Annotated in this window: 25 protein-coding genes; 9 read left to right on the top strand and 16 right to left on the bottom strand. The window is 47.2% G+C overall.

Annotation, left to right across the window (positions count from 1 at the left end):
• The first annotated feature begins 26 nt into the window (after window positions 1–26).
• A complete protein-coding gene (locus LCM00_RS24725; protein WP_263623472.1) occupies window positions 27–152 on the top strand; it encodes a hypothetical protein in 126 nt (41 codons plus the stop codon).
• Here LCM00_RS24725 and LCM00_RS22585 read toward each other — a convergent pair.
• The 5 genes from LCM00_RS22585 to LCM00_RS22565 all read right to left on the bottom strand — a co-directional run bounded on the left by LCM00_RS22585 (window position 140) and on the right by LCM00_RS22565 (window position 5,383).
• Window positions 140–850, bottom strand: coding sequence for a hypothetical protein (locus LCM00_RS22585; RefSeq protein ID WP_224906221.1), 711 nt, complete (start codon window positions 848–850; stop codon window positions 140–142). The genes LCM00_RS24725 and LCM00_RS22585 overlap by 13 nt on opposite strands.
• 97 nt (window positions 851–947) lie before the next feature.
• Window positions 948–1,286 carry a DUF6054 family protein gene (locus LCM00_RS22580; protein ID WP_224906219.1) on the bottom strand — a complete coding sequence of 113 codons (339 nt, stop codon included), beginning with the start codon at window positions 1,284–1,286 and terminating at the stop codon, window positions 948–950.
• 112 nt (window positions 1,287–1,398) lie between these two features.
• Complete coding sequence (locus LCM00_RS22575) at window positions 1,399–2,838, bottom strand: PstS family phosphate ABC transporter substrate-binding protein (protein ID WP_224906217.1); 1,440 nt, start codon at window positions 2,836–2,838, stop codon at window positions 1,399–1,401.
• A 207-nt stretch (window positions 2,839–3,045) separates the two neighbouring features.
• Window positions 3,046–4,455: a dipeptidase PepV gene (gene pepV / locus LCM00_RS22570; RefSeq protein WP_224906215.1), complete on the bottom strand. Its 1,410-nt coding sequence runs from the start codon at window positions 4,453–4,455 to the stop codon at window positions 3,046–3,048.
• Window positions 4,448–5,383 (bottom strand): DODA-type extradiol aromatic ring-opening family dioxygenase, encoded by a 936-nt coding sequence (locus LCM00_RS22565; protein ID WP_224906213.1) that lies wholly within the window; start codon window positions 5,381–5,383, stop codon window positions 4,448–4,450. Before LCM00_RS22565 ends, pepV begins: the two co-directional genes overlap by 8 nt.
• 172 nt (window positions 5,384–5,555) lie before the next feature.
• Between LCM00_RS22565 and LCM00_RS22560 the strand changes: the two genes are divergently transcribed.
• A complete protein-coding gene (locus LCM00_RS22560) occupies window positions 5,556–7,232 on the top strand; it encodes a glycoside hydrolase family 55 protein (protein WP_224906211.1) in 1,677 nt (558 codons plus the stop codon).
• Between the two features lie 110 nt (window positions 7,233–7,342).
• Window positions 7,343–8,062: a DUF3784 domain-containing protein gene (locus LCM00_RS22555; protein ID WP_224906209.1), complete on the top strand. Its 720-nt coding sequence runs from the start codon at window positions 7,343–7,345 to the stop codon at window positions 8,060–8,062.
• Between the two features lie 78 nt (window positions 8,063–8,140).
• Here LCM00_RS22555 and LCM00_RS22550 read toward each other — a convergent pair whose 3' ends face one another.
• Entirely contained in the window at window positions 8,141–8,872 is a 732-nt protein-coding gene (locus tag LCM00_RS22550; RefSeq protein WP_224906206.1) for a ZIP family metal transporter, read from the bottom strand.
• 40 nt (window positions 8,873–8,912) lie between these two features.
• Window positions 8,913–9,110: a hypothetical protein gene (locus LCM00_RS22545; RefSeq protein ID WP_224906205.1), complete on the bottom strand. Its 198-nt coding sequence runs from the start codon at window positions 9,108–9,110 to the stop codon at window positions 8,913–8,915.
• 239 nt (window positions 9,111–9,349) lie between these two features.
• Here LCM00_RS22545 and LCM00_RS22540 point away from each other — a divergent pair, with 239 nt between their 5' ends.
• The gene (locus LCM00_RS22540; RefSeq protein WP_224906203.1) at window positions 9,350–9,745 is read left to right on the top strand and encodes a YndM family protein; all 396 of its coding nucleotides are present in this window, start codon (window positions 9,350–9,352) and stop codon (window positions 9,743–9,745) included.
• Between the two features lie 115 nt (window positions 9,746–9,860).
• Here LCM00_RS22540 and LCM00_RS22535 read toward each other — a convergent pair whose 3' ends face one another.
• The 3 genes from LCM00_RS22535 to LCM00_RS22525 form a co-directional block, all read right to left on the bottom strand.
• Window positions 9,861–10,760, bottom strand: coding sequence for a gluzincin family metallopeptidase (locus LCM00_RS22535; protein WP_224906202.1), 900 nt, complete (start codon window positions 10,758–10,760; stop codon window positions 9,861–9,863).
• 8 nt (window positions 10,761–10,768) lie between these two features.
• Window positions 10,769–11,500: an HAD family hydrolase gene (locus LCM00_RS22530; RefSeq protein WP_224906200.1), complete on the bottom strand. Its 732-nt coding sequence runs from the start codon at window positions 11,498–11,500 to the stop codon at window positions 10,769–10,771.
• A gap of 109 nt (window positions 11,501–11,609) precedes the next feature.
• Window positions 11,610–12,170, bottom strand: a complete 561-nt coding sequence (locus LCM00_RS22525) for a hypothetical protein (RefSeq protein ID WP_224906198.1) — start codon at window positions 12,168–12,170, stop codon at window positions 11,610–11,612.
• Window positions 12,171–12,470: 300 nt separating this feature from the next.
• Here LCM00_RS22525 and LCM00_RS22520 point away from each other — a divergent pair, with 300 nt between their 5' ends.
• Window positions 12,471–13,907 (top strand): carbon starvation CstA family protein, encoded by a 1,437-nt coding sequence (locus LCM00_RS22520; protein WP_224906196.1) that lies wholly within the window; start codon window positions 12,471–12,473, stop codon window positions 13,905–13,907.
• 36 nt (window positions 13,908–13,943) lie between these two features.
• Complete coding sequence (locus LCM00_RS22515) at window positions 13,944–14,264, top strand: AlkZ-related protein (RefSeq protein ID WP_455768457.1); 321 nt, start codon at window positions 13,944–13,946, stop codon at window positions 14,262–14,264.
• A gap of 265 nt (window positions 14,265–14,529) precedes the next feature.
• On the opposite strand, the gene LCM00_RS22510 is transcribed toward LCM00_RS22515, so the two are convergent.
• From LCM00_RS22510 to LCM00_RS22500, 3 genes are all read right to left on the bottom strand, one after another.
• Window positions 14,530–15,267 (bottom strand): TPM domain-containing protein, encoded by a 738-nt coding sequence (locus LCM00_RS22510; RefSeq protein WP_224906191.1) that lies wholly within the window; start codon window positions 15,265–15,267, stop codon window positions 14,530–14,532.
• Entirely contained in the window at window positions 15,267–15,785 is a 519-nt protein-coding gene (locus LCM00_RS22505) for a LemA family protein (RefSeq protein WP_404802187.1), read from the bottom strand. The genes LCM00_RS22510 and LCM00_RS22505 overlap by 1 nt, the downstream gene beginning before the upstream one ends.
• Window positions 15,786–15,998: 213 nt before the next feature.
• Window positions 15,999–16,625 carry a metal-dependent hydrolase gene (locus LCM00_RS22500; RefSeq protein ID WP_224906187.1) on the bottom strand — a complete coding sequence of 209 codons (627 nt, stop codon included), beginning with the start codon at window positions 16,623–16,625 and terminating at the stop codon, window positions 15,999–16,001.
• 233 nt (window positions 16,626–16,858) lie between these two features.
• On the opposite strand from LCM00_RS22500, the gene LCM00_RS22495 reads away from it, so the two are divergent.
• Window positions 16,859–17,368, top strand: a complete 510-nt coding sequence (locus tag LCM00_RS22495; protein ID WP_224906185.1) for an SRPBCC family protein — start codon at window positions 16,859–16,861, stop codon at window positions 17,366–17,368.
• Window positions 17,369–17,544: 176 nt separating this feature from the next.
• Complete coding sequence (locus tag LCM00_RS22490; protein ID WP_224906183.1) at window positions 17,545–18,801, top strand: cytochrome P450; 1,257 nt, start codon at window positions 17,545–17,547, stop codon at window positions 18,799–18,801.
• A gap of 105 nt (window positions 18,802–18,906) precedes the next feature.
• On the opposite strand, the gene LCM00_RS22485 is transcribed toward LCM00_RS22490, so the two are convergent.
• A complete protein-coding gene (locus LCM00_RS22485; protein ID WP_129613661.1) occupies window positions 18,907–19,107 on the bottom strand; it encodes a cold-shock protein in 201 nt (66 codons plus the stop codon).
• A gap of 402 nt (window positions 19,108–19,509) precedes the next feature.
• On the opposite strand from LCM00_RS22485, the gene LCM00_RS22480 reads away from it, so the two are divergent.
• Window positions 19,510–20,760, top strand: coding sequence for a GGDEF domain-containing protein (locus LCM00_RS22480; protein WP_224906180.1), 1,251 nt, complete (start codon window positions 19,510–19,512; stop codon window positions 20,758–20,760).
• 45 nt (window positions 20,761–20,805) lie between these two features.
• Here the strand turns inward: LCM00_RS22480 and LCM00_RS22475 are convergent, their stop codons facing one another.
• Window positions 20,806–22,851 carry a catalase gene (locus tag LCM00_RS22475; RefSeq protein WP_224906178.1) on the bottom strand — a complete coding sequence of 682 codons (2,046 nt, stop codon included), beginning with the start codon at window positions 22,849–22,851 and terminating at the stop codon, window positions 20,806–20,808.
• A gap of 133 nt (window positions 22,852–22,984) precedes the next feature.
• A complete protein-coding gene (locus LCM00_RS22470; RefSeq protein ID WP_224906176.1) occupies window positions 22,985–23,821 on the bottom strand; it encodes a GNAT family N-acetyltransferase in 837 nt (278 codons plus the stop codon).

The following is a 23,821-nucleotide window of genomic DNA, read 5'->3' as shown; positions in this document are numbered from 1 at the left end:
GAAACAGGGCAGCTATTTCGAGTTAAATGAATATGTGGAGATTCAAATGGCGGCTTTATATGGATGTGCTTCGTGCTATGCTGAAAGGGACTTCTGATGAAGGGGCAGCAGCCTGTCCCCTTTTAAGCCAGGCGGTCTTTCAGTCAGCATGAGTTCTTAAGTAGTCTGCAGCTTCTCCTGGATCGCTCGTTCTCAAGACCGGCTTTTCAAAGCTAAACACAATAAAATATGGAGCCTGCCGGACTTCCAGGTCAGTATATAATCGCTGAACTGTATCCAGATTTCTAAATTCCATACGTTTTTCGCCAGCTTGATAAACATCCTCAGTAACGCCCATGTCTGCCTGATCATTTTCCCTTATAGCCAGAACGGTAAATTCACCAGCTTCTTCAGCGAGCAGTTCCTGGTATGACGATACCTCTTCAACGTCCAGGCTCACTGTATATTCTGCCTGTCCTTTGCCTTCCCATTTGGCCTTTATTCTCACCGTGATGGGGCCAGGATTGTTGGATAACGTATATGTGCCTGTATACACCGGTTTCTTGCGGTCAGTTCCATAAATCGTGTCCAGTGCAACGGATTCAGGCTCGTCCTTTGTCCCAAATTGTACCGTTATCTCTGAACGGGGTTTTACTTCTGTTACAGACGCTGCATTCGCCCTTTTCACTGCCTGTGTCTCACCATGCCAGGTATATCCCCGCAGATCGGCCTCCACTTTTTTCCCGTCAATCATGACCACAGGACTTGGTGGATGCTTCTCCTTTGAAATTTTAACAGTATCCATCAGCAGCATAATAGCCAGTGCACCAAGAATTCCTATCCCTATTACCAGCTTTTTCTTTTTAAGCACGCAACACACCTCTTAACCTATTCTTGTACTAATGAATAGTTTACCATATTAAGGAATTTGATATGGGTGAATCTTTTATCGGAAGGTTATGTTTGAATTATTTTCCCAATGTATAAGGAGCCAGAATATCTCTCACCTTGTTGACAAAGCTTTGCCCTGCTCCCCAGTCAAAGCTGATCAGGCTTTCCGCACTTCCCGCAGAAATGCATCTCACTTTGTTGTCTCCTCTAAGGTTTTCCATGATAACCGTCAGTGCCGCTCTTCCTCCCGTCCGGAAATAGTACTTCTCAAACACAAGGACACAAAACTCTGCATCTTCCGCAGGCGTATGGTACTCTTCATGAATTTTATCTCTGTTCAATGTACCAGATTCCAGCAGTTTCATTGCGCATTCAAAAGGAGTTATAGAAGTCTTGATTTCTGATAAATGATCCATAGTGTTCCCTCCTGTCTGCCTGTATTACGGACCAAAGAGGGGAAAGGTTCCAGCCATTGGAAAAGGGGACCCGCTCAGATCCCCTGATTTTTCCCAACTATAGCAACCCGTGTCAGTTTTCAAATTCCTTTATATACCCGATTTCTTCAACTATTTGCTGCCCTTGCTCACCCTGCATCCATTCCAGGAATGGAGTGATGTTTTTATTGGGATTGGATTTAAGTGTAATAGCGTACAGGGAGGCTGTGAATGGATATTTCCCAGAGGCTATATTCTCCGGGCTCGGGTCCACCCCATCTATCGCCAATAGCCTGATGTCTGCGCTTCCGTTCATTCCTGTAGCGAAGAAGCGAAAGGAAAATCCAATAGAATTATCATAGTTCCGGTAATCCGCAACCTGCTCAATTATCCCGCCCATGCCCTCAGGGACCTCTTCCTTCAACGGTTCCATGATTGGTGTATCACCCATGATTTTTTCCAGGAGCGTCTGGCTTCCTGAATTTTTTGGCCGCTGAAACGCAATGATTTTGCCGCTGCTGCCGCCAACCTCCGACCAGTTTTTTATCTTTCCTGAATATATGTCTTTTACCTGTTCAACAGTAAGGCTTTTAATGCTGTTTTCCGGGTTGGCAAAGAATACGAATGCCTCTTTTCCAATTGGGGTCATCACCAGTTCCTTCCCTGCATCTTCGGCCATTTCCCGCTGCTCGGCGGAGGGCTCAGCACCGAAGTAAATATCCGCATCTCCCGACAGGAGGCGTTCATAAGCGTAGATGGTGTTAGTGAAGCTCACCACTTCCTTTTCCAGGGAAACTTCCCGGACGTTTTTATAAACTGCGTTCGCAAAGGCTGAATATACAGGGAATGCCGCTTCTGCTCCATCCAGCACAGGCATGGAATCAGCATCCGAAATCGAAAAATCAGCTCCTCCCTCAAGTTTCGGAAGCCGGTTGTTCGTATTGGTTATATCATAGGGTGTCAGATCTGTGCTTGAGTAGCCGCCGCCATAATCAAAACCATAAGAAGGCAGGACGGTTCTGCTCCGCTCCCAATGGATGAAGGCTCCGCCGCCTATCGAGAGCGCAAATACTAAAGATAGGATGATAGCCTTCTTTCTGGGAATCATCCGAATGGCATTCTTCCTCTTAATCATTGAAACCGCAATAGGCACCAGGAACGCCATCTCGAATGCCAGCGGAGCCCATAAAAAGGTACGCCCTTCGCCCATAAGAGAGGAGAAGATGAATATCGGGGCAAAAGGAATGTGAAGGATACCATAAAACAGCCAGGAATCATGGCCGGCAAACCCGCCGCTTACAATCATAAAAACCGCCCAGACGGCTGCTGTATATACGAGCGGTCCACAGGCAAGAAGCCAATCGTTCTCATTTACCTTCCTGCTTTTAACTGTACCAATCAGCAATCCGCCTGCCGCCAGCACGATAAGCTGCAGAAGAAAGGCATAGCCCGGCCAGGCTCCCGCAAAAAAGAGAGACAGCATAGAGAGAAGGAACGGGGCAATCCCCAAATACAGAATCAATTTAGCAAGCATTCCAGCACTTCCTTTTTTATTATAATTAGTGTAATTTTACACATTTTATTAATTATTTACAATATAAATTAAAGATTAACAGCAAAAAAGCTCAGCTTTACGCTGAGCGAAAATGCTTAAATCGATTTAGTTCACCTTTTAGAATCCTGAGGAATCACTGCCACCAGGCTCAAGATGAGTATTAGAGATCACCAAAACAATATTTTGTCATTTTGCAAGCTCATAAATAGCCCGTGCATAGATGGCAGCCGCCTTCACGAGATCATCAACTTCAATGTATTCGTCCTTCTGGTGGGCAGTCATCTCTTTCCCAGGGAAGCAGGCGCCAAAAGCGACCCCTTTTTTCATGAACCTGGCATATGTGGCTCCGCCTGTTGACAAAAGGACCGGCTCTTCCCCGGTCTCTTCCTGATATGCCTTTTGAAGGGCTTCAATCACAGGGTCCCCCGGGGCCACGTAATGGGGCTGTGACTCTCTGTATTCATCCAGGTCAAGCCCCTGTGATTCAGCGCCTTCCGCCAGCCTGTTTTTCAGGTCTTCATAATCGGAGGAAACCGGACAGCGGATATTCAGGTGCACAAAGCTTTCACCAGCCTGGTCAAAGGAGATGATGCCCGGATTGACTGTCAGCGGACCGGATACTTCGTCTTTATATGAAATGCCAAGCCTGTGGCCATAAAAATCCCCATGGAGAAGCTTTAGGAAGGAAAGGAATTCCGCTCCTGTGTGCTGAACATCCAAATCCGCCAGGAAAACAGCGAGCAGGGTTCCTGCATTCACACCTTTGAAAGGCTCCATCCCATGGGCTGCAGTTCCATACAAATTGAAAGTAGCGACATCATCAGTTATGGCAACATCCCCGCGGACGCCGTTCACATCGCAGAAAAGGATAAAGTCTTTTTCCAGCTGCCCGGCATCTGGCCCGGCCACACTGGCAGAAGCACTTTCAGGCACCATATTGCTGCGGCTGCCCGATTGGAAGGACAGCAATGTTAAGCCACTCTCCTGCCCCTGTTCTTTCCTGCCCGTCCCAATTGCCAGTTTGGCATTCATCTGCCCCTTTTCAGCATTGATGATCGGAAAAACCGCGTCTGGCGCAAAGCCTTCCTCCGGCATAAGCTCTGCTTCTGCATAGTGGCGCATACAGCTCATGCCACTCTCCTCATCTGTCCCGAAAATGATGCGGACATTTTTCTTTAGCTCAAGTCCCAGTTCCCTGACCATTCTCAATCCATAAAAAGCGGCAAGTGTCGGGCCTTTATCATCAATGCTTCCCCGCGCATACAGCCTGCCGTCCCTCACCTCAGGCTCAAATGGCGGTGTTGTCCATTCGCCGGGAGCCGGAACGACATCCACATGGCAAAGAATGCCGATCGTTCCCTCTCCGCCGCCTTCCAGCTCGGCATGTCCGGCCATTCCATCGACATTTTTCACCGTAAAGCCTGCTTCTTCAGAAAGCTTCAGCATGTATTCCAATGCTTCGCCAATTTCATCCCCCATCGGCCTTTCTTCTGTTGCCGTGGATAAATCTTTGATGCTGGCAATTTTTAATATTCCAATCAGATCCTTCATCAGATCGTTTTTCCGTACTTCTGCTTCCCTTTGCCAATCAATCATTTTCCATTGCCTCCCGGTTCTGATAATAAGCGGCGCAAATCAGGCCAAAATAGGTGGGCGCTTCGAAAGAGAGCAGCCTGCTGTCCCGTTCCTCCTGCGGGATGGCCCCTGCCAGGATGAGTGTCTGCCAGATCCCGTCCGGCTTTGCATTCTCAACAAGCTCCGGATCGAACAGCGCAAGATCTTCCAGTCTCCCTGACTCTATCAATTCTGCTGTACGGCGGTCCAATTCCTCTGCAGCCGGATGATAGCCATAAGGCCCTTCGCTGTCATGAGTATGAGACCAGTCGCAGCTGGCAATCAGGCCGACTTTTCTCCCTGTTTCCCCGGCTGCTTTTCTGATCGCCTTGCCGAAAGCGATATGCTGTTCATAAGTTATTTCCCTTGAAGGAGTGATGACCACAACCGGCACCTCAGGCATAAATCGCAATGGTACGATTGCACCCCAATCGAGGGGAAGGCAGGATAGCGGGCCGGCACTTGTTCCGTAATTGATTCCGGCTGCTGGAAGCCCTCCCGCTTCGGCTTCCGCAAGGATAGAGGAAGCAAGCATTAGATCGGTTTTCCTCTCCATTCGGAAGGAAGCTTCATTCTCCTCCACTTCTCCATCCAGCCTTTCAGATACAGCCACTGAGAACTGTCCATTGATGCGAGTGCCATGGGGTGTCAGAACAATTAGGCTGTCAGGACGGGCTTCATCCATCAAAGCCCCAAGCCTCTCCATGCTCTTTCTTGTCTTTTCCATGCGGTCCGGCTTTTCACCTTGCAGTTCAGGTATGATTTCTCCTCCATGCGGAGTGATGCAGGCAAATACAAACGGGTTCATCAGTCTCTTCCCTTCGTTTATAATCTCTTTTTCATTTGGACATCTGTTCCTCTGAAGTGAAACTTTTTTCAGGCAGAACACCTGCTGCTTCTTTGCACTCATCTCCTTTTCACATGTATTCTTATATTAAAACTAACCCAGCTGCAATTTTCTGTCTATTCTTTTCCTATTTTCCCCTCCCTCCTTTCCTTCAGATGCAATAAGGTTATCAGCATGTCCGGAAGGGAATAATACTATGGCCCAGCAGGCTCAAAGAAATAGAGGTGATCCCTAAATGCTATTTTTGGATAAGCAGCATGATCCTTGCCGCAATAGAGAGCTGATAGATAAGTTTAGCCAGGGACTTGATACTAAAAGGCTTACCGAGGAGACAGACAGGCTGTTTAACGAGAGAAGAACCCCTTCCGGCCTGGAACACAGCGGAAAAACGCCTGATTACGGCAAAGGGTTTTTCAAAAAATTGATCAAAGCGGCAGAAAACCTGGTCCTGACCGCAGACCGGAAAAATGAAGAGACCGATAGTACCATAGTCGATGAATCCGGCATTGCCGCCCCTCTCTGGAAACAGAAGCTTGACCAGGAATATACCCGGCTATTCCAGGCCTTAGAAAAAGAGGTTTGTGTTAAAGATTGCGGAGCAGCTGGAGATGGGATAACCGATGATACAGAAGCCTTCAGGCGCGCCATCGGCAGAGGCAAGGCTAAAGTGAGCATTCCGGCCGGCACCTATCTGGTGTCGGGCATTCAGCTACCTTCATGGACTATTCTGCAGGGAGAAGGAAAAGGTCTGACAGTCATTAAGCTCCTTGACCAGTCTCCTAAGGCGGCAAGGCTGGTGACCAATTCAAATCATTGGAAAGGAAACCATCATATCCTTGTCGAGAACCTGAGCCTGGACTGGAACGTCGAAAGGCTCGGCAATGAGGCTAAAACAAGCACCTGGGGAAATCACTCCAGCTGCCTTACGTATGCAAACGTCAAGTATGGATGGGTGAAAAATGTAGAAGCCATCAATCCCGGCCTTCACTGTTTCGATATTTCGTCCACTCTTTATAACTATTCAGGAGACGGCTACCGCGCACGCGGAGGCAGCCGCTATGTCTGGCTGGACAAGCTGAACGGCTATGGATTTGGAGATGATGGGATTACCACCCATCACAGCGACAATATCCTGATCTCCAACTGCCATATGTGCGATCCAAGCGGCCGCACCCACAAAAAAGGCTTCTCCAATTCAAACGGCATTGAAGTGGATGATGGCTCAAGAAACGTCTGGCTCGTCAATAACTCATCCGCACGATGCTTCGGCGGGGTGGAGATCAAGGCACATCATAATTCTTCAGCCGCCTCTGATGTCCAGATCATCGGCCACCTTTCAGTCAATGATAACCGCTCCTTTAACTTCCGCCACATCGGCCACCATAAAGCCGGCGACCCGGAATCGCGGACCGCCCGCAATATCAGGGCAACAAAGATTGTGAGCATACATCCGGTGCATACAGACCTTTATGTTGGCTCTGAACCCAGGGGATTGGTTGTATCAGCTTATAAGAATGTTGTGATCAACCAATTCACGCTGATAGGCGACCCTGAATATGACTATGCCGGCAACCCAATCATTGCCATCCAGTACAGAGCGAGAAATGTCGTTCTCAACCGCCTGGCCATCCAGGGCTTCAAACAAGCAGGAGCTGATATTAAAGTGTTCGGCGGGTCTCAGCGGGCCGATCATGTAGAGATCAGCAAAGCCTCCATCCAAGGATCTGCAAAGCAGGGAATCCACATTGGCGAAGGCATCCGGCATGTCAGCGTTTCAGATGTACGGGCGGAGGGAGAAAACGGCAGGTTCGGACTGGCAGATAACAGTGAACATGCCAGTATTAAAGATGTACACGCGGAAGGCTATAAAACTCCTATCTCTGTTGGAGGCAGAAAGCATGGGATGGCGTAAAGAAACAGACAAATCCTCCAGAATTATCGTTCAGGAATCGCATAAAGCTGAATCCAAAGTCCTTCTCCATCCGTATAAGTAGTTAGTGAACAAAAAAGGAGTGGCTTTTAATGTGGTTCCTCGCAGGTATACAGGTATTTGTTATTGTCCTATTTTCTATTCTCGGATGGGCCATCCGCTATAAAAAGAACTACTGGCTCATTTCTGGTTTTGCCGGACGTCCCGCAGCAGAGCAGGAGGAACTCATTCAAAATAAAATGCCCCAGAAAACGGGCGGCCTCCTGCTGGCGACGGCAATCGGGATGCTTATCCTTCTTCCCCTTGCCTTTACGGGCTTCACATATGCAATGGAAGTTCAATTTGGCTTTATGCTTCTTTTCCTCCTCGGCGGCAGCATCTATTTGTCCAAGTTTGAAATTCCCCGCAAAAGAAAAAGGATGTATTGGTTCACCAGCATCCTCTCCTTCGTCGTGATTGGATTCATCATCGGCCTTACCTATCTCGGCTATCAAAAGCCGGATCTCTCCATCACAGAAGAAACGTTTGAAATAACAGGCATGTATGGGGATGAATGGCCGCTTGAAAGTATTACGAAGATAGAGCTGCTTGAGGAAATGCCTGAGGTTACCTGGAAGGAAAACGGCTTTGGCCTGTCCACCCTTGCAAAAGGCCGCTTTACGGTAGAAGGCTACGGAAGCAGTCTCCTTTTTATCCACAAAGAAGCCCCCTATATTTATATTGAAATGGGGAAAAAGCATATCTTCATCAATGGAGATAACGAAGAACAGACCTTAAGGTGGCATGAACAGCTCACAAACAGTGTTGAGTGAGTGGTGCCGGCTGTTCCAGAAAAATGGCCGCAGATTCCGGAATCCTCCGAACCTGCGGCCATTACTGTTCTCATTACCTTATCCAAACTCCTGTACAAGGAACAGCATGGCAATGAGCCCGAGTACAAAAGCATAAGTTGGAATTTTCTCTTCCTTCCTTTCATTGCTGTCAGGAATCAGCTCTTTAAAGATTACGAACAGCATAGCTCCCGCCGCAAAGCTTAGGCCATATGGAACAAGGCCATCCACCTTTGATGCCAGGAAGTAGCCAATCGTCCCGGTAATAATTTCGACCGCTCCCGTAAGAGCGGCGATCAGAAGAGATTTAATTCTTGAGATATTTTCTGAGAATAGATAAATGGCAACCAGGAAACCTTCCGGGGCATTCTGCAGCCCGATAGCCAAAGCGATGATCGTTCCCAGATTATCCTCGCCTGAGCCGTAGCTCACCCCTACCGAAAGGCCTTCCGGCAAATTATGAAGCATGATTGCAATTACGATGATAAGTGTTTTTCTGTCAACGCCTGGATTAAAGCGTATGTCGCCGGCATCCAGCTCCGAAACCTTTGAATTCACATAGTTAAGCACAATTGTACCGGCAAGCATCCCTATTGAGAGCACCAGCAAATCAGATGCCTGAAGTGCCTCGGGAATAAGGCTGAAAGCTGTCGCTGCCATCATGATCCCTGAAGCAAATCCCAGCAGGATGCACTTCAATTTCCCATTAATTTTATCCAAAAACAGGATTGGAACAGCGCCCAATCCTGTTGCCATTGCAGATAGTATAATGCCAATGAAAGAATTGTCCATATCAGCCCTTGCCTTTCCTCACCAATGTCCGCTGCTCCTTTTACTTCGCCCGGGGTGACTTTTCACCAGCCCCGGAAATGATGGCTGCTGCAATCGATAATCCTTCTGAAATTCCCTTTACATAAGCTTCCTTCTCCTTGCTCTCCTTCTCGATAGCCAGCTTGATCTGCTTATCTTCATAGAGCTTTTTCTCATCTTCCAGAAGTTTAATGATCTGGCCGGTCTCTTTCCCGTCCATGCTGCTCAGCTCCGTTTCATGTTAGATATAGGCCAAATATTCCCTGGATTACAGCAATTTTATTGAATCAGCATGAAGCAGTTTTTCAGGATTTTACCAATCATTACCCGCCTGCCATCCTTTTAAGCATGATTGCTTTTGGTATTAATTCCCTTAACAGCAGGGGAATATATGGGTTTATGGCGGGGCAGGCCAGGCTATGTAATGGATATACCCACAGCACATGAAGGAGGATGCACATGGAACATGTTAAAGCACTTATCATTAAATTTGTTATGATTGCTGTTGTATTGGGCATTATTTTAACCGGCTTTTTTGATGTAAGTCTGACCGATTCCCTGCTCATTAGTGTGGTTCTGACCATTCTGGCTTATATTGCCGGCGACCTGTTAATCTTCCGTACAACAGGAGACCGTTCAGACCAGGGAAAAAGAAATTTGATTGCGACTATTTCAGACGCGGTGCTCGCATTCCTGGTTATTTGGTTTATGGGCAATAACCTTGTTGCCAATGACAGTGACATCATCACCGCTTCCATCATCAGCGCACTCGTCATTGCAGCTGGAGAATGGTTCTTCCATAAATACCTGGACAGCCATGTTTTTGGTGAAAAGCATAGAGCAGATGCATATTAAGTTAAGGCTGTGTGAAACAAAGCCTTGCACGAATAGACCTAAAATTAACACGGAACATTAACAAAAAAGAGTCCCGGGATTATCACCCGGGACATTCTCATTTGCTCAGGCAGCCCTATTTGAAATACTTGCTGTCAATGGCTGACAGGGATTCGTCGACATAATAGAAGTTTGGTATATTCATTTTATCCGGCATCGACAGCTCTCCTGCATTTTCTTCAATATATTGCAGCCACTCCTGCTCAAGCTCCCCGCTATTTTTGCCGTATACTTCATACAGCTTCTTCTCCAGATTGTCCTGGTTATAGATTTTCTCAAACCTCTCTAAACCATATACATCTATAAGATAGGTGATAAATGATCCTGCTTCTGTGTAAGAAATCCACTGCAGGGCAATATCGCCTTCCTTTTTGGAGGAGGGACGGAAAAACTGGTCATCAGTATCTTTACTTATCAATTTTTCCAAAGGGACTCTTTTATTCTGGGAAGCTAAATAATTCACCACTTTGTGTGCAGGGTATCCTGTTTTTCCATATTGATTTTCCATATAGACCGCATAGCCCTCCTGCGTGAAATAACCCCGGTCTGAACCAAAATCGCTGCCATAGCCGAGCAGACTGTGGGTAAGTTCATGCACCAGGGGATGCTGATTGTTCCTGATTCCATATAAGACGACTTCATTTTTGAACCCCCATGAGGCATCAGATCCATCTTCCAGATAAATGGTGATCCTTTTCGCCGGCTCATAATCTGTAAGAATGGAATCTCTCACCTTATTATAGGCATCAGATAATTCTAATTTAAATTGCTCTTTCTTCTTGTCTGTTATGCCTGCGTTATCGATAATTTTGAAGGTGATTCCATCCTTTGTTTTGACTATATCTGTTCCGGTTTGTGGAGCGGCTGAACTTTCAGCTGCATCTGCTTTGGATTCCTGCCTGGCTTCCTCATAGCCTTCCGCTTCATTATTAGAGCAGCCTGCGGCCAAAAAGCAAGCACCTAAACAAAAAGCCATTAATCTCTTCAAAAAATCTCTTCCCCTCTTGATTTATGGTCATTTTTATCACCTGCAAACACACCATGCCTATGTGATTTTTCCCGAATTTTATTAACTATTACCGGAAGTTCTTTTAAACTATCGATCTTCCAATCTACAGCTGGTTCCTCCCAGTGCGGATCTATTTTCCAAACAGCCTCCATTCCACAGCTTTTGGCAGCTTCTGCATCGTTTACCGGATGATCTCCGACAAACACACTCCCGGAAGGCATGACTCCAATCCTGGCCATAGCTCTTTGAAAAATTCGGGGATCAGGCTTGCTGATGCCCACTTCCTCCGAAATAATAATGGCTTCAAAATATCCCTCAATACGAAGTGCCTGGATGCTCGCCATTTGAAAATCCCATCTGCCATTCGAAATAATCCCCAGCTTAAGCTGCATATCTCTCAGAGCAGATAAACATTCAGCCACATGAGGAAACGGAACACAGCTTTGGCAGAAATGATCAAGATAATCCTTTAGAAGATCTTCAGCCGTAATCCCCTTGAAAGTGAATTCAGCTTCCATCTGCTGATAGACTTTATCTTTCCAGACATATCCCCGGGCATCCAGTTCTTTAAATCTATTCGTGAACATAGCTTGAGGGATATGGCTGAGTTGATTGTAATATCTCTGATACTGCTGAATTGAAAATTCTCTGATAGAAGCATCACGGTCCAGCAGGGTCCCATCCAGGTCAAAGAAAACTGCTTTCATTACAGCTCCTCCCGATTACTTCGTTTCCCCCATTTTACATCCTTTTCTTAAAAATGGATATATTTACCTTAACTAATTAAAGCTGCCTGGGCAGGCAGCTTTTGCACAACTATAATATCTCCGCCCAGCCTTTATTGAGTATATATACACCAAAGCAGGCATAAATCAACACAGCAATAAAGAGGATCCAGTAACCCCTTGTATCCTGCCTGATTGGCGCGCGGTAAGCTCCCGGTATAAAAAACTCCCCCACAAATCCCATCAGGCGGAGAAAAATCCAATAAAGGGAATAAGAGTCCCAATAATCCCACCCATTGCGGAAAATGATGAAGCCAACAAAATCCTTTAAAAGAACTTCAACGGAAAATACTAAAGTGATGCTGATAAAAAAGAAAGGAAAAGTGTTTTTTTCAGGTCTGTATCTTATCAATAATAGAGCCAGAAAACTGAAGCTGACGGCTGCTGCCGGCAGAACTTCTTTCATAGGCAGAGCATAGCGGTAAAAGCCCATCCGGAAAAACAATACACATAATAGACCGGCAGATATACTGCTCAATATAAACATGATGCCATAGCGGAGAATGCTATATCTTATTAAATACAGGCTGCCTGCACCGGTGGCAATCAGAACGGTCCATAATATGGCGTAATAGGCTGCTGTCTGGCTCATATTAATTGCTCCTGCCGTCATATGTCTTAATAGCAATTATTGTCCCGCACTATCCTGATATCATACCTGCATCTACCCCATTTCCTGTGAAGCAGCAATCTCTCACATTTCAGGAATTCAAGAAAAAAGTCAGCTGGACAGTAAGGGCTTTCTTTATTATTAGACAGCCTCTGGCGCAAGGATGAAGCCAGATACCAATATACAAAATTTTATATTTTTTCAGAAAAATCTGTTGTTTTTATGCATAAAAGTGTTAAAATGTTTCATATTCCAAAAGCAATCAACAGGAGGAGAACAATAATGGCGACTTTTTTCGGAGCACTGGTCCTGCTTGTACTCGGCTACGTTTTTTATTCTAAATTTGTGGAACGCGTATTCATCATTAACGACAGCACACCGACACCAGCATATACGAAAAGGGACAATCTCGATTATGTACCGATGAGCTGGTGGAAGGGAAACCTGATCCAGCTTCTGAATATAGCCGGCCTCGGGCCGATCTACGGCGCTGTGGCTGGAGCTTTGTACGGACCAGTGGCATTTATTTGGATAGTGATAGGGACAATTTTTGCAGGAGCTGTGCATGATTATTTTTCAGGCATGATGTCCCTCCGCCATCAGGGGGAGCAGTACCCTTCCCTTGTCGGCCGTTACCTCGGACAAACCGTTAAAACCATTATCAGCATAGTGTCTCTTGTATTAATGGTGCTGGTGGCAGCCGCCTTCACCGCCGGCCCTGCCCAGCTGATCGCCCAGCTGACGCCTCTCAGCTTTACGGTCTCGCTGTTGATTATTTTTGCCTATTTCCTGCTGGCAACAATCCTGCCGATCAACCGCGTTATCGGGAAGATTTATCCACTGCTCGGCGGCATCCTGCTTTTCATGGCATTAGCAATCGGGATTTCATTGCTTTTTTCCGATAAAAGCATTCCCAACCTGACATTGGAGAACCTTCATCCCGGGGATCTGCCGATCTGGCCGCTATTGATGGTCACTATTTCATGCGGGGCCATTTCCGGGTTCCACTGTACGCAAAGCCCGATTGTAGCCTGTACGATGAAAAAAGAATCAGACGGCCGCAAAATCTTTTATGGCGCGATGGTTACTGAAGGCGTCATCGCCCTTATCTGGGCAGCAGCCGGCATGACCTTTTTCAATGGAACAGCCGGCCTTGGTGAGGCGCTCGCAGCAGGAGGCCCATCCGGAGTCGTAAATGAAATCTCTACCTCCCTTCTTGGGACACTCGGCGGAATTCTTGCCATCCTTGGCGTCATCATTCTGCCGATCACAACAGGAGATACGGCCCTGCGCTCTTCCCGTATGATCCTGACAGAAATCTTTGCCAAGTTCTTTAACATGGAAAGCAAAATCAAGATCCTGCTGGTAACCGTGCTGGTAGCAGTGCCTGCCCTTTTCCTGGCAACCATTGACTATACCTTCCTCTGGAGATATGTCGGCTGGACCAATCAGGTAGTTGCTACCGTCATGCTGTGGACAGGCACTGTATACCTTCTGAAAAACAGCCGCTTTCACTGGATCTGCGGGGTGCCGGCCATGTTCATGACAGGCGTTGTCTGCACCTATATCTTCTACGCACCTGAAGGACTGGGGATGGATTACAGGCTGTCCATGATCATCGGCTTCTCGCTGGCAGCAGTTGTGCTCGCCTGGTATATCAGCCAGATTATCAAATATCGCCAGCTTCGGGTGAACAGCAAGGATTTCCGGGCTGCTTAATACTCCGGAATAGAAAAAAGGGCCCCGGCCCTTTTTTTGTTGCTTCAATACTGCCCCTTTAGGAAAGAAGCTAACCTGCTTGGCAAAGAGCACAAAAAGGCGTTTGATCAAGGCTTGCAGGAACTGCAGGGAAGCATGGATATTGTCATATCCGGGATAAAAGAAAAACATAATGAAGCCGGGGAAACGAACGGCTGGAACAGCACCTCCTATGAAACGATGGAAGGATGGCTTGGGAAAAACGGGATTGAGCGCCTCTCTATCAGCAGAGAGGATGCCAAAGAGAAACTATTGCAGCATTTCTCCCTTTTCTGCCCGGACGAAGCAATGAAGAAGATTTCAAAGATAGTAAGCTAAAATGGTGAAAAAACCGGAAACTGATGACAGTTTCCGGCTTTTTTGTTCATATGTCCGGCTGAAGCTGCGAGTCTGCCTTTAGATAGGTTGTGCAGCTGCTGATTTTAAGGGGTTAGAATCAGAGCGGTGCTTGAATTTACCGATTGAAGCATAGATCCACTTAAAGCCGCTGTTTTATTGATTATTTCCTGACTTTTTTTAATCATTTCCCGCCTTTTTCTACCGAATCGGCAAAATCGCACGCAAGCAGCCCTTCTCTCCTCTCTCACCAGCCCCTGCTGGCACCCCCGCCGCCGGATGAGCCGCCCCCGCCGCCGCGGGGACCGCCTCCGCCGCCTCTTCCTCCGCCCCGCGAAATGACAGAAAGAAGAATATAGGTCAATGTACCGCCAAAGAACATGAAATCCAGCACGATGACCCCGATGATGATAATAAATACAAGCCAGGAAGGAATGCCTGTGCCCTGCTCTCCTGCCGGCTGTGCTTCACCAGCCTGGCCGTATTCGGCTGCTGCTTCGCCGGCAAGTGTTTTATAAGTGTCCAGAACAGCCTGATCGGGCTGCCCCTCCTTGAGCCTGGGAATCGTTACTTCATCCAGTATCCTCCCGGCTTTGCCGTCGGGTATCCGGCCCTCCAGCCCATAGCCGACCTCAATCCTGGCTTTTTCGTCCTTCATGGCAAGAACAAGCAGGACGCCATTGTTCTCCTCGGCACTGCCGATAGCATATTGCCGGAATGCCAGGTTTGCGTATTCCTCAATTGACCGCCCCCCGGTCGTTTCTACTGTCAGGACTGCTACCTGGGCAGTGGTCCGGTCTTCAAGGGAGCGCCCAAGGGCCCGTATTTCATTTTCCTGCTCCGGACTTAAGACATCTGCAAAGTCCTGGACATATATATCCCCGGATGGGGCGGGAATTCCGTTTTCTTCACCGTGTGCCGCGCCTGCAGAGATAAACAGCAGGAGCAGCGCCAGAACAAGCGGGAATGCCCGATGCCGGATCATTACTCATTGCCCCCAAAATCGACTTCAGGCGCTTCTGCGGCAGCAGGATCTGCACGGAAGTATTCTTTCTCGTCAAAGCCTGTCACATTGGCAACAATTGCCCCGGGAAATCTTTTGATTTTCTTGTTATAGCTTCCCACCTGCTCATTATAATCCTGGCGGGCTACGGATATCCGGTTCTCTGTTCCGGCAAGTTCATCCATCAGCTGCGTAAATTGCTTGTCCGCCTTCAGATTCGGGTAGTTCTCAACCACAACGAGCAGCCTGCTCAATGCATTCGAAAGCTCGGTATTGGCCGTCGCTTCTTCTTCAGGTGTCCTTGCTCCTGCCAGCCTCGCCCTGGCATCAGAGATGGATTGGATAACTTCCTTTTCGTGAGCCGCATACCCTTTGACTGTATTAACGAGGTTCGGGATTAAGTCCAGCCTTCGCTGCAGCTGGTTTTCGATCTGCGAATACGCTTTGTCCACATCTTCTTCTGCATTTACAAATCCATTATAGCTGGACCCCAGCATCATAAAAATGATAATTAAGGCCACAATTGCAATTGCTATTCCTGCAAAACCCTTTTTCAAGTTGTCCACTCCCAATTCATTGGTGATTTAGTCTGCTTGAACATTATTTTTCCTTCTTTTACCGAAAGCTAAACTTTCGTGCGAGGAATGAATAATGGAATTTGAAGGATAATATATAGCAAAAAAGGAAGCAGTCCCATTTTCAGGACCGCTTCCTCATATCTCTTTTGATGAAAATGGCAGCAATAATTTAATGCCGCGCTTGTTGAAGGGGAGAAACTTCATATCGGTGACAAGATGGCTCACATAGGCAGCCATACAAGTCTTAAACACTCCTTCTGCCCCAAGGGACCTATCAAGCTGATAGGCTATCACCCCGAAGAAAATCAGGCCAGCCGCTGAATGGGTGTAGGTCCTGTGGGAAACGAATGATGCGGCAATGGTGTAAATCCCCAAAAGCAATAGCCAGCTTTCCTGAAGAGATAAACCGCCGGCCGCTATCCCGATCCCGGTGACGGTCAGCATCCTCCTCTTCGTGATGAAGGACGCCAGGATCACAATGGCTGCACCAGCTCCCATTCCGAGCCAGCGTTCTTGATCTCCTCCTTCAAGAAAGCTGTACAAGCACATCAAAAGCCCAATCGTTTGGGCAATCGAGCGGATCGCTTTATGTGATATCGTAATTTTATTGCTGAGCTTGCCGTCGATATCGGCATCCGGCAAGAGGGCCGAAGCTGTGCCGATTCCCACGAGTAAAAGAGTTTCCGCCGGGCTTGATTGCACGGCATTGGCTGCCATAAATCCAATTACGGCCCCGACTGTCATATGCGCTGTTCCGTTCATGCTGTCATCCTGTCTGTTTTTTTATAAGTTACTTATTATACTAGCATAATAGAACATATGATTGCATGGGGAATTAGTCTTTTCCAGGAAAAATATAACTTCATTTTTGATAAATAAATTTACAGCTTTCATTCTTTTAACGTATATTTAGAATAGTATAATTATGGCCGGGCCAGACATCGCAGCTTCTATTTTCCCACCTCCCTCGGCTGAATATTTCAAAGGAGGAGGACATGACAATGCTAAAAGATACCCGAACCGGGCTAGTAGTTTCCAGGAAATTCGATGCACCGCGCGAGCTTGTATTCAAAGCATGGACAGAAGCAGAGCACCTCAAGAACTGGTGGGGTCCCAAAGGATATGCCATGAAGGTCACCATGCTGGAACTCCATCCAAAAGGAATGTTCCACTACAGCCAGAAGTCTCCCGAAGGCTATGAAATATGGGGGCGGTTCATATATGATGAAATCTCCCCTCCGGATAAGCTGATATTCATCAACTCATTTTCAGATGAAGAAGGCAGCGCCGTCCGCGCTCCTTTTAATTCCGGATGGCCGCTTGAAGTGGTCAACCATGTAAACTTCATCAGTTCGGAAAATCAAACAGAGATAGAGCTGCTGGCATTTCCACTTAATCCTGAAGTCCATGAGCAGCGCAGCTTTGATGCTGCACTGGATGGTTTGCATCAGGAATATTCCAGCACCTTCAGCCAGCTGGACGAATACTTAAGGATGGTTAAATAAATCCTGCAGAATCTCCCCTTTCCATTATGGGGAGTTTTTTTGTTCCCACAAAAGTCATTCTCCCGTTTTCGCAGCTTTTATTGAAGAATACTGGAAGCCGGTGTTTAACCGCCTGCAATTAGTGAAAAATAATACAAGACAAATGCAGGCAGAAAAAGGAGCAGATGCTGATGGCAATGAACGGGCAGATTCCTCATGATAAAAACCTTGATAACAGCCTTACTCTAATGAAGGAAGGCTATGAGTTTATTCCCAACAGGAAAGAACGGTACGGAACAGAGCTATTTGAAGCCCGCCTGCTTGGGCAAAAAGTGATTTGCATGAGCGGACAAGAAGCAGCGCGGCTATTCTACGATACAGGCCGTTTTCAAAGAAACGGCGCAGCCCCGAAACGAATTCAAAAAACATTGTTTGGTGAAAATGCCATCCAGACGATGGACGGTGACGCGCATATCCACAGAAAGCTCTTGTTCATGTCCCTGATGACCCCGCCCCATCAAAAAAGGCTTGCCGGGATGGTCATGAATGAATGGAAGGCAGCAGCCGCCAAATGGCAGGAAGACGGAAATGATGTTGAACTGATGGAAGAAGCCAAGATCATTCTCTGCCGCACAGCCTGCGCCTGGGCAGGTGTCCCGCTGAAGCAGGAGGATGAAAAGGAAAGAGCCGAAGAGTTTGCCGATATGGTAGACGCATTCGGGGCTGTCGGTCCTCGCCACTGGAAAGGCAGGCGTGCGAGGGGCAGCTCTGAAGATTGGATTCGGAGTATCATCGAGGATGTCAGAGAAGGTAAGCTTGCCGCAGAAGAAGGCTCTGCCCTGTATGAAATGGCCTTTCACAAAAACTTGGATGGCACCCATCTTGATTCACAGATGGCAGCTGTCGAGCTCATCAATGTCCTCCGCCCCATCGTTGCCATTTCAACTTTTATTGCCTTCTCTGCCCTGGCGCTTCACGGCCATCCCCGCTATAAGGAGATGCTGCAGACCGGCAGCGGCCGCGAGCTTGAAATGTTTGTCCAGGAAGTGCGGCGGTTTTATCCTTTTGGACCGTTTCTTGGGGCGATTGTAAAGAAAGACTTTGTCTGGAATGGAGCAGCATTTAAAGAAGGAATGCTTGTCCTTCTGGATATTTACGGAACCAATCATGATTCCGGGCTTTGGGAGCAGCCGTTCGAATTCCGGCCCGAGAGGTTCAAAGAGTGGGACGGCAGCCTGTTCGATTTAATCCCGCAAGGCGGCGGCGACGCCTCAAAAGGCCACCGCTGTCCGGGAGAAGGCATAACCATCGAAGTAATGAAAGCAAGCCTTGACTTCCTTGTGAACGAGATTGACTATACCGTTCCGGAGGATCAGGACCTGAGCTTCAGCCTTTCCAGGATGCCGACATTTCCAGAGAGCGGCTTTATCATGAGCAATATCAGAATAAAATGACCGTCAAAAAAAGGACACCTCCCCTGCAGGGCTGGTGTCCTTTCAGTGTAGTCCCTATAAAAAAACAGGCACTCAATTGAGTGCCTGTTTTCAGCTCGCACGTAATTATGCTTTAACTACGTTAGAAGCTTGAGGTCCGCGTTGACCTTCTTCGATGTCGAAAGAAACTTCTTGACCTTCGTCAAGAGTTTTGAAGCCTTCGCCTTGGATAGCTGAGAAGTGAACGAATACATCTTGACCTTCTGAAGTTTCGATGAATCCGAATCCTTTTTCTGCGTTAAACCATTTAACTTTACCTGTAGCCATGTTTGTTGCCTCCTTGCGTGTAAACACACATTGTATTACTATTCTTGCTCAAAGTTATCAAGGCGAAAAGTATCAAAACTGTTCTTTCCTTATATACCGAACAAAAATAATTTCACTTTATGATAACAGATTAATAAGGGATAAGCAAATTTATTCCTCAAAAAAATGAAAACGGAAACAATCCGATAAATCTCGACAATTTTCTTGTGTGTCAGGCACCACAGATGGACAAATGTCCATCTGCCGTGCCTGACAACCTTCTATTTAAGTTGGGAAAATCATGAAATATTTGTTTTTTTTATGTTCTGAATTTTTAAATTGCTATATAATTAGGAAATAGGTTTGTGGCAATTAAGCTGTTTGACTTTTTATATAACAATCGAAGGGGTCCAAATACCAATTATGCTAAAGGCGCGATTATTTATCTTTTTTATTTTTTTCACTTCACTTGCAGTTGCTTCCCAGTCGGAATGGATTGTTCCTGACTGGAATGTGTATCTCCTGGCCCTTGCTTTTTATTGGATCTTTTCCAGTTCTTATTTTCACCTGGGGATACATAGCAAGCTGGGCAGCTCGACCATTGACTACGGCATCACCTACAGCCTTTCAATCGGACTTTTTGCCGGGCCGGCGGGACTGCTGATATTTGAGTCTCTCTATCGTTTTACGGTTTATTTTACAAAAATCAAGACCAAAACAGCAGACCCGGATGAATTCATCCACACTTTTTACAATATCGGCGCCTTTACACTGAATAACAGCATAGCCTATTTCATCTTTCAATCACTTTATCCAAGGATGGAACACATTCCATTCGGCTTCTGGCTGCTGATGCTGATTCTTATTACAGTTACAGCGGCTCTCTCAGATCTTTATTTAATCATTATCTTCAGGTTCTACGGAGAGATCAATACGCGCAGGGAGGCAATCGATTTTATAAAAAGCAGAAGTGTCCTTGATATGGGTAAAATTGCTTTCACAAACGGGTTCCTTCTTCTTTTCCTCCAGGATGGAAAGTGGGACATGCTGCTTGGCCTGTTCCTGCTGAATTATCTTGTAAGCAGATCTTTTCTGTCCAAGTCCCAAAGCGCGCAGCATAAATATGAGCGCGATAAATTTGAACAGATGGCCTATACTGATTTCCTTACCGGCGTCCATAACCGCGCCTTCATGGACCAAAAAATGAAGGAACTGGACAAGGCGCAGGAAACGGTTGGGATCATAGTGGCCGATATAGACAAATTCAAGCAGATCAATGATTCTTATAACCATGCAGTAGGCGACTGCGTCATCAGGCATTTTGCGGATAGCCTGAAAGGGGTGCTCTCAGAGGAAGATGTCCTGATCCGGAGCGGCGGGGAGGAATTCACTCTTTTCCTCCGCGGCAGGGACTTTAATCAATGCAGCCTGCTGATTGAGGAAATCACCCGGGGGCTGATGGAAAGACCGGCTGAGGCGGACTTCCACGGAAGGAAGATTAAGATCGGCTATACAGCTTCCTTCGGCCTTTATTATGGAAAAGTAAACGCAGAAACCCCGATGGAAAAAGCCTATATCCTGGCAGATCAGCTGCTTTTTCAGGCAAAAGAGCTTGGCAGGAACCGGGTTTCGGCTAAGAATGATTTAGTCAGCCTCGAAGCAATAGGAACTTAGCATACAAAGAAGAAAGCAGCGGAATCATTTTCCGCTGCTTTCCTATTATACTAGCTGACGCTCCCAAAAGCGGTGCTGGGCAACTGCCTGGATAAATTCCTCTGCAAAGCTTTCCGCTCCATCTCCAAGTATAATTCCTGCAGCATTGCTTTTACCGCTGTTCTCAATCCATTTCCTGCCTTCATGTGTCGCTCCGATCGGCTTGAAATGGGAGAAAGCCTCATTGATGAAGTAGACTGCATCCTGCTGGAATTTCTTTGTCTCACCCTTGCCTCCAACGGCATATAAAGCATCAACCAGGACTGATTCTGTTGTAAGGAAGGTATCTTCGACTGCAAGTTCACTTCCATCGGAGCCTTTAATCATCCCAAGCCTGTCGCTGATGATCACTGGCATGATGCCTTCCGCCTTCAGCGCTTCCAGCACCTTTACAGCCTCCCCGTCAAATCCATCGGCGGCAATGACGCCCACCTTGCGTGTTGCAGGAAGCTTCTTCGTGTTTTCCTGGCTGAGTGCAGGCGAAGATTTTGTCACAGCAGAACCGCCCTCTTCAGGAGGAGCTGCCCCGATATTTTTTGCAAATTCTTTTGTCATTTCAAGATCGACATTGGCAAACATATCCACAACCTGCTGCTGGATTGACTTGCTCTTCACTTTGCCGAGTTCAAAGCTGAACGCATCGATGATATGCTGCTTTTCCGGTTCGCTCATACTGTTCCAGAAAAGCTTCGCCTGTGAGAAGTGATCCTTGAAGCTGTCGCTCCGCGCCCTGACCTTGCGCCCCTCGACCTTCTCCTGGTAATGAACATACCCGCCCTCCTCCTCTGAAGCAGGTGATGGGGTATTACTCGCGATTGAATTATTATGATAGCTCACTGGCCCTTTATTGATGGTCTGCCGATGGAAACCATCCCGCTGGTTGTTATGGAAAGGACAAACCGGGCGGTTAATCGGTATTTCGTGAAAATTCGGCCCGCCAAGGCGAAGAAGCTGTGTGTCTGTATAGGAGAACAGACGCCCCTGAAGCAGCGGATCATTGGTGAAATCAATGCCCGGCACTACATGGCCCGGGTGGAAAGCGACCTGCTCAGTCTCGGCAAAAACATTGTCCACATTCCGGTTGAGTGTCATTTTCCCAACGATTTGAACAGGTATGTCCTCCTCCGGCCAGAGTTTCGTCGGATCCAGAATATCAAAATCAAAGGAGAATTCATCTTCCTCTTTTATCACCTGGATCCCCAGCTCGAATTCAGGATAGTTGCCCTGCTCAATAGACTCCCAAAGATCCCTGCGGTTAAAATCAGGATCCTTGCCGGCTATTTTCTGCGCTTCGTCCCAGACAAGGGAATGGACGCCCAGCACCGGCTTCCAGTGAAACTTCACAAAATGGGAGATCCCCTCATCATTCACAAGGCGGAATGTATGGACGCCAAACCCTTCCATCATGCGGAAGCTTCTTGGCAAAGCGCGGTCCGATAAAGCCCACATGATCATATGGGCGGATTCCTGATTGTTGGCGACAAAATCCCAGAAGGTATCGTGGGCAGCAGAAGCCTGCGGCATTTCATTATGCGGCTCCGGCTTAATTGAGTGAACAAGATCCGGAAACTTTATCGCATCCTGGATAAAAAATACTGGCATATTATTTCCTACAAGGTCATAATTGCCTTCTTCTGTATAAAACTTTGTCGCAAACCCGCGCACATCCCTGACAGTCTCGGCTGACCCGCGGAAGCCGACGACTGTTGAAAATCTTACAAACACAGGGGTTTTCACAGCAGGGTCCTGCAGGAACTTTGCCTTTGTATACTTTTTCATAGATTCATATACCTGGAATTCCCCATGGGCTGCAAATCCGCGTGCATGAACGACCCGCTCCGGGATTCGTTCGTGGTCAAAATGAGTCATCTTTTCCCGGAAATGAAAATCCTCCAGCAAGGTTGGCCCCCGGACACCGGCTTTAAGCGAGAACTCATCCTCTGATACCTTGACTCCCTGATTGGTTGTCAGCTTTTCCCCGCGGTCATCTGTCCGGAATTGCTCGAGCTGTTCGTTTTTACTGGATTCATTTACTTTGCGGTTATCTTTCATTCAGTCTCCTCCTAATATAGAATGGCTCATGTTGACTGACATCTATGTACAAGTCCTTTACCCATTCCCATATGAAGAAGCGGCTAAACAGAGGAGATCATGCTAAACGTTTCAATTTTTCGAACAATCTTTTTCAATCTGGATATGGAATGACAACAGCCCGGCACACTTTTTCATAAAATTCAATCGGTCCTGCTCCGCCGATAATTGCATATTCATAGCCGATTTCCTTCATATTCATGAGGCAGGCATGGAGAAGGGCACTTCCTGTTCCTTTTTCCCGAATGCCTTTGGCAACTCCCATCGGCCCAAAATAGCCCTTTTTTCCCTTATAAGAGTCAAACGCAGCAAACCCGATCAGCTCACCATCTCCACTGAAGGCTACGAAGACCGGCGGTTCCTCCTGCTCCATTCCAGCTTCGGCCGTTTGGGCCCATTCAGCCGAAAAATTGTCTTCTGTAAATGCGGCAAGCATCTCTCTATCCTTTTTTCCGGCTCTCCTGACTGTGGTGTACAGCTTGTCAGGCGGTGAGTACGTTGCCAGGTGTACAGCTAAGTCTCTGGCGGCTGCCCCGATTGCAAGCATCTGCTGTTTATTTTTCTCCCCTGCCAGTTCAGCAAGAGAATTACAAGAAAGCAGCGCCTTCAGGAGATGGCCTTCATTAAGGATAATCTGGCCGTATCTCTTCATATATCCGGCCGCTGCCTCCATCACAAGCTTTGTTTCCTCAGATATCTCTGCCGGAAATCCATCCAGCAAGTTCCCTCCTTCTTCAGAATTTTTCATTGCAGCTGATCGGAGGCTGCTTATGTCTAAACGGCACTTCTGCGCCAATTCCGCAAATGCCCCGGTTCTTTCAAGCAGGCAGCCTGATAGCAGATGCTCAGGCTGGATAAACTGGCAGCCAGTCTTCTTTCGTTCTCCTTCTGCCAGATGGATGATTCTTTTCAGGCGGTCTGTCATTCTCAT

Source organism: Bacillus infantis, assembly GCF_020171945.1.
In the GTDB taxonomy this organism is placed as follows: Bacteria; Bacillota; Bacilli; order Bacillales; family Cytobacillaceae; genus Bacillus_AB; species Bacillus_AB infantis_A.
This window is presented reverse-complemented; position numbering and strand designations above follow the sequence as displayed.

Coding starts and splice junctions, on each gene's coding strand:
- LCM00_RS22565 (WP_224906213.1), bottom strand. CDS start 5,383: ATGAGTGCAAAGAAGCAGCAGGTGTTCTGCCTGAAAAAAGTTTCACTT.
- LCM00_RS22495 (WP_224906185.1), top strand. CDS start 16,859: ATGACAATGCTAAAAGATACCCGAACCGGGCTAGTAGTTTCCAGGAAA.
- LCM00_RS22530 (WP_224906200.1), bottom strand. CDS start 11,500: ATGAAAGCAGTTTTCTTTGACCTGGATGGGACCCTGCTGGACCGTGAT.
- LCM00_RS22560 (WP_224906211.1), top strand. CDS start 5,556: ATGCTATTTTTGGATAAGCAGCATGATCCTTGCCGCAATAGAGAGCTG.
- LCM00_RS22540 (WP_224906203.1), top strand. CDS start 9,350: ATGGAACATGTTAAAGCACTTATCATTAAATTTGTTATGATTGCTGTT.
- LCM00_RS22485 (WP_129613661.1), bottom strand. CDS start 19,107: ATGGCTACAGGTAAAGTTAAATGGTTTAACGCAGAAAAAGGATTCGGA.
- LCM00_RS22475 (WP_224906178.1), bottom strand. CDS start 22,851: ATGAAAGATAACCGCAAAGTAAATGAATCCAGTAAAAACGAACAGCTC.
- LCM00_RS22580 (WP_224906219.1), bottom strand. CDS start 1,286: ATGGATCATTTATCAGAAATCAAGACTTCTATAACTCCTTTTGAATGC.
- LCM00_RS22550 (WP_224906206.1), bottom strand. CDS start 8,872: ATGGACAATTCTTTCATTGGCATTATACTATCTGCAATGGCAACAGGA.
- LCM00_RS22555 (WP_224906209.1), top strand. CDS start 7,343: ATGTGGTTCCTCGCAGGTATACAGGTATTTGTTATTGTCCTATTTTCT.
- LCM00_RS22500 (WP_224906187.1), bottom strand. CDS start 16,625: ATGAACGGAACAGCGCATATGACAGTCGGGGCCGTAATTGGATTTATG.
- LCM00_RS22470 (WP_224906176.1), bottom strand. CDS start 23,821: ATGAGAATGACAGACCGCCTGAAAAGAATCATCCATCTGGCAGAAGGA.
- LCM00_RS22480 (WP_224906180.1), top strand. CDS start 19,510: ATGCTAAAGGCGCGATTATTTATCTTTTTTATTTTTTTCACTTCACTT.
- LCM00_RS22510 (WP_224906191.1), bottom strand. CDS start 15,267: ATGATCCGGCATCGGGCATTCCCGCTTGTTCTGGCGCTGCTCCTGCTG.
- LCM00_RS22525 (WP_224906198.1), bottom strand. CDS start 12,170: ATGAGCCAGACAGCAGCCTATTACGCCATATTATGGACCGTTCTGATT.
- LCM00_RS22535 (WP_224906202.1), bottom strand. CDS start 10,760: ATGGCTTTTTGTTTAGGTGCTTGCTTTTTGGCCGCAGGCTGCTCTAAT.
- pepV (WP_224906215.1), bottom strand. CDS start 4,455: ATGATTGATTGGCAAAGGGAAGCAGAAGTACGGAAAAACGATCTGATG.
- LCM00_RS22520 (WP_224906196.1), top strand. CDS start 12,471: ATGGCGACTTTTTTCGGAGCACTGGTCCTGCTTGTACTCGGCTACGTT.
- LCM00_RS22575 (WP_224906217.1), bottom strand. CDS start 2,838: ATGCTTGCTAAATTGATTCTGTATTTGGGGATTGCCCCGTTCCTTCTC.
- LCM00_RS22505 (WP_404802187.1), bottom strand. CDS start 15,785: ATGATGCTGGGGTCCAGCTATAATGGATTTGTAAATGCAGAAGAAGAT.
- LCM00_RS22490 (WP_224906183.1), top strand. CDS start 17,545: ATGAACGGGCAGATTCCTCATGATAAAAACCTTGATAACAGCCTTACT.
- LCM00_RS24725 (WP_263623472.1), top strand. CDS start 27: ATGAATATGTGGAGATTCAAATGGCGGCTTTATATGGATGTGCTTCGT.
- LCM00_RS22545 (WP_224906205.1), bottom strand. CDS start 9,110: ATGGACGGGAAAGAGACCGGCCAGATCATTAAACTTCTGGAAGATGAG.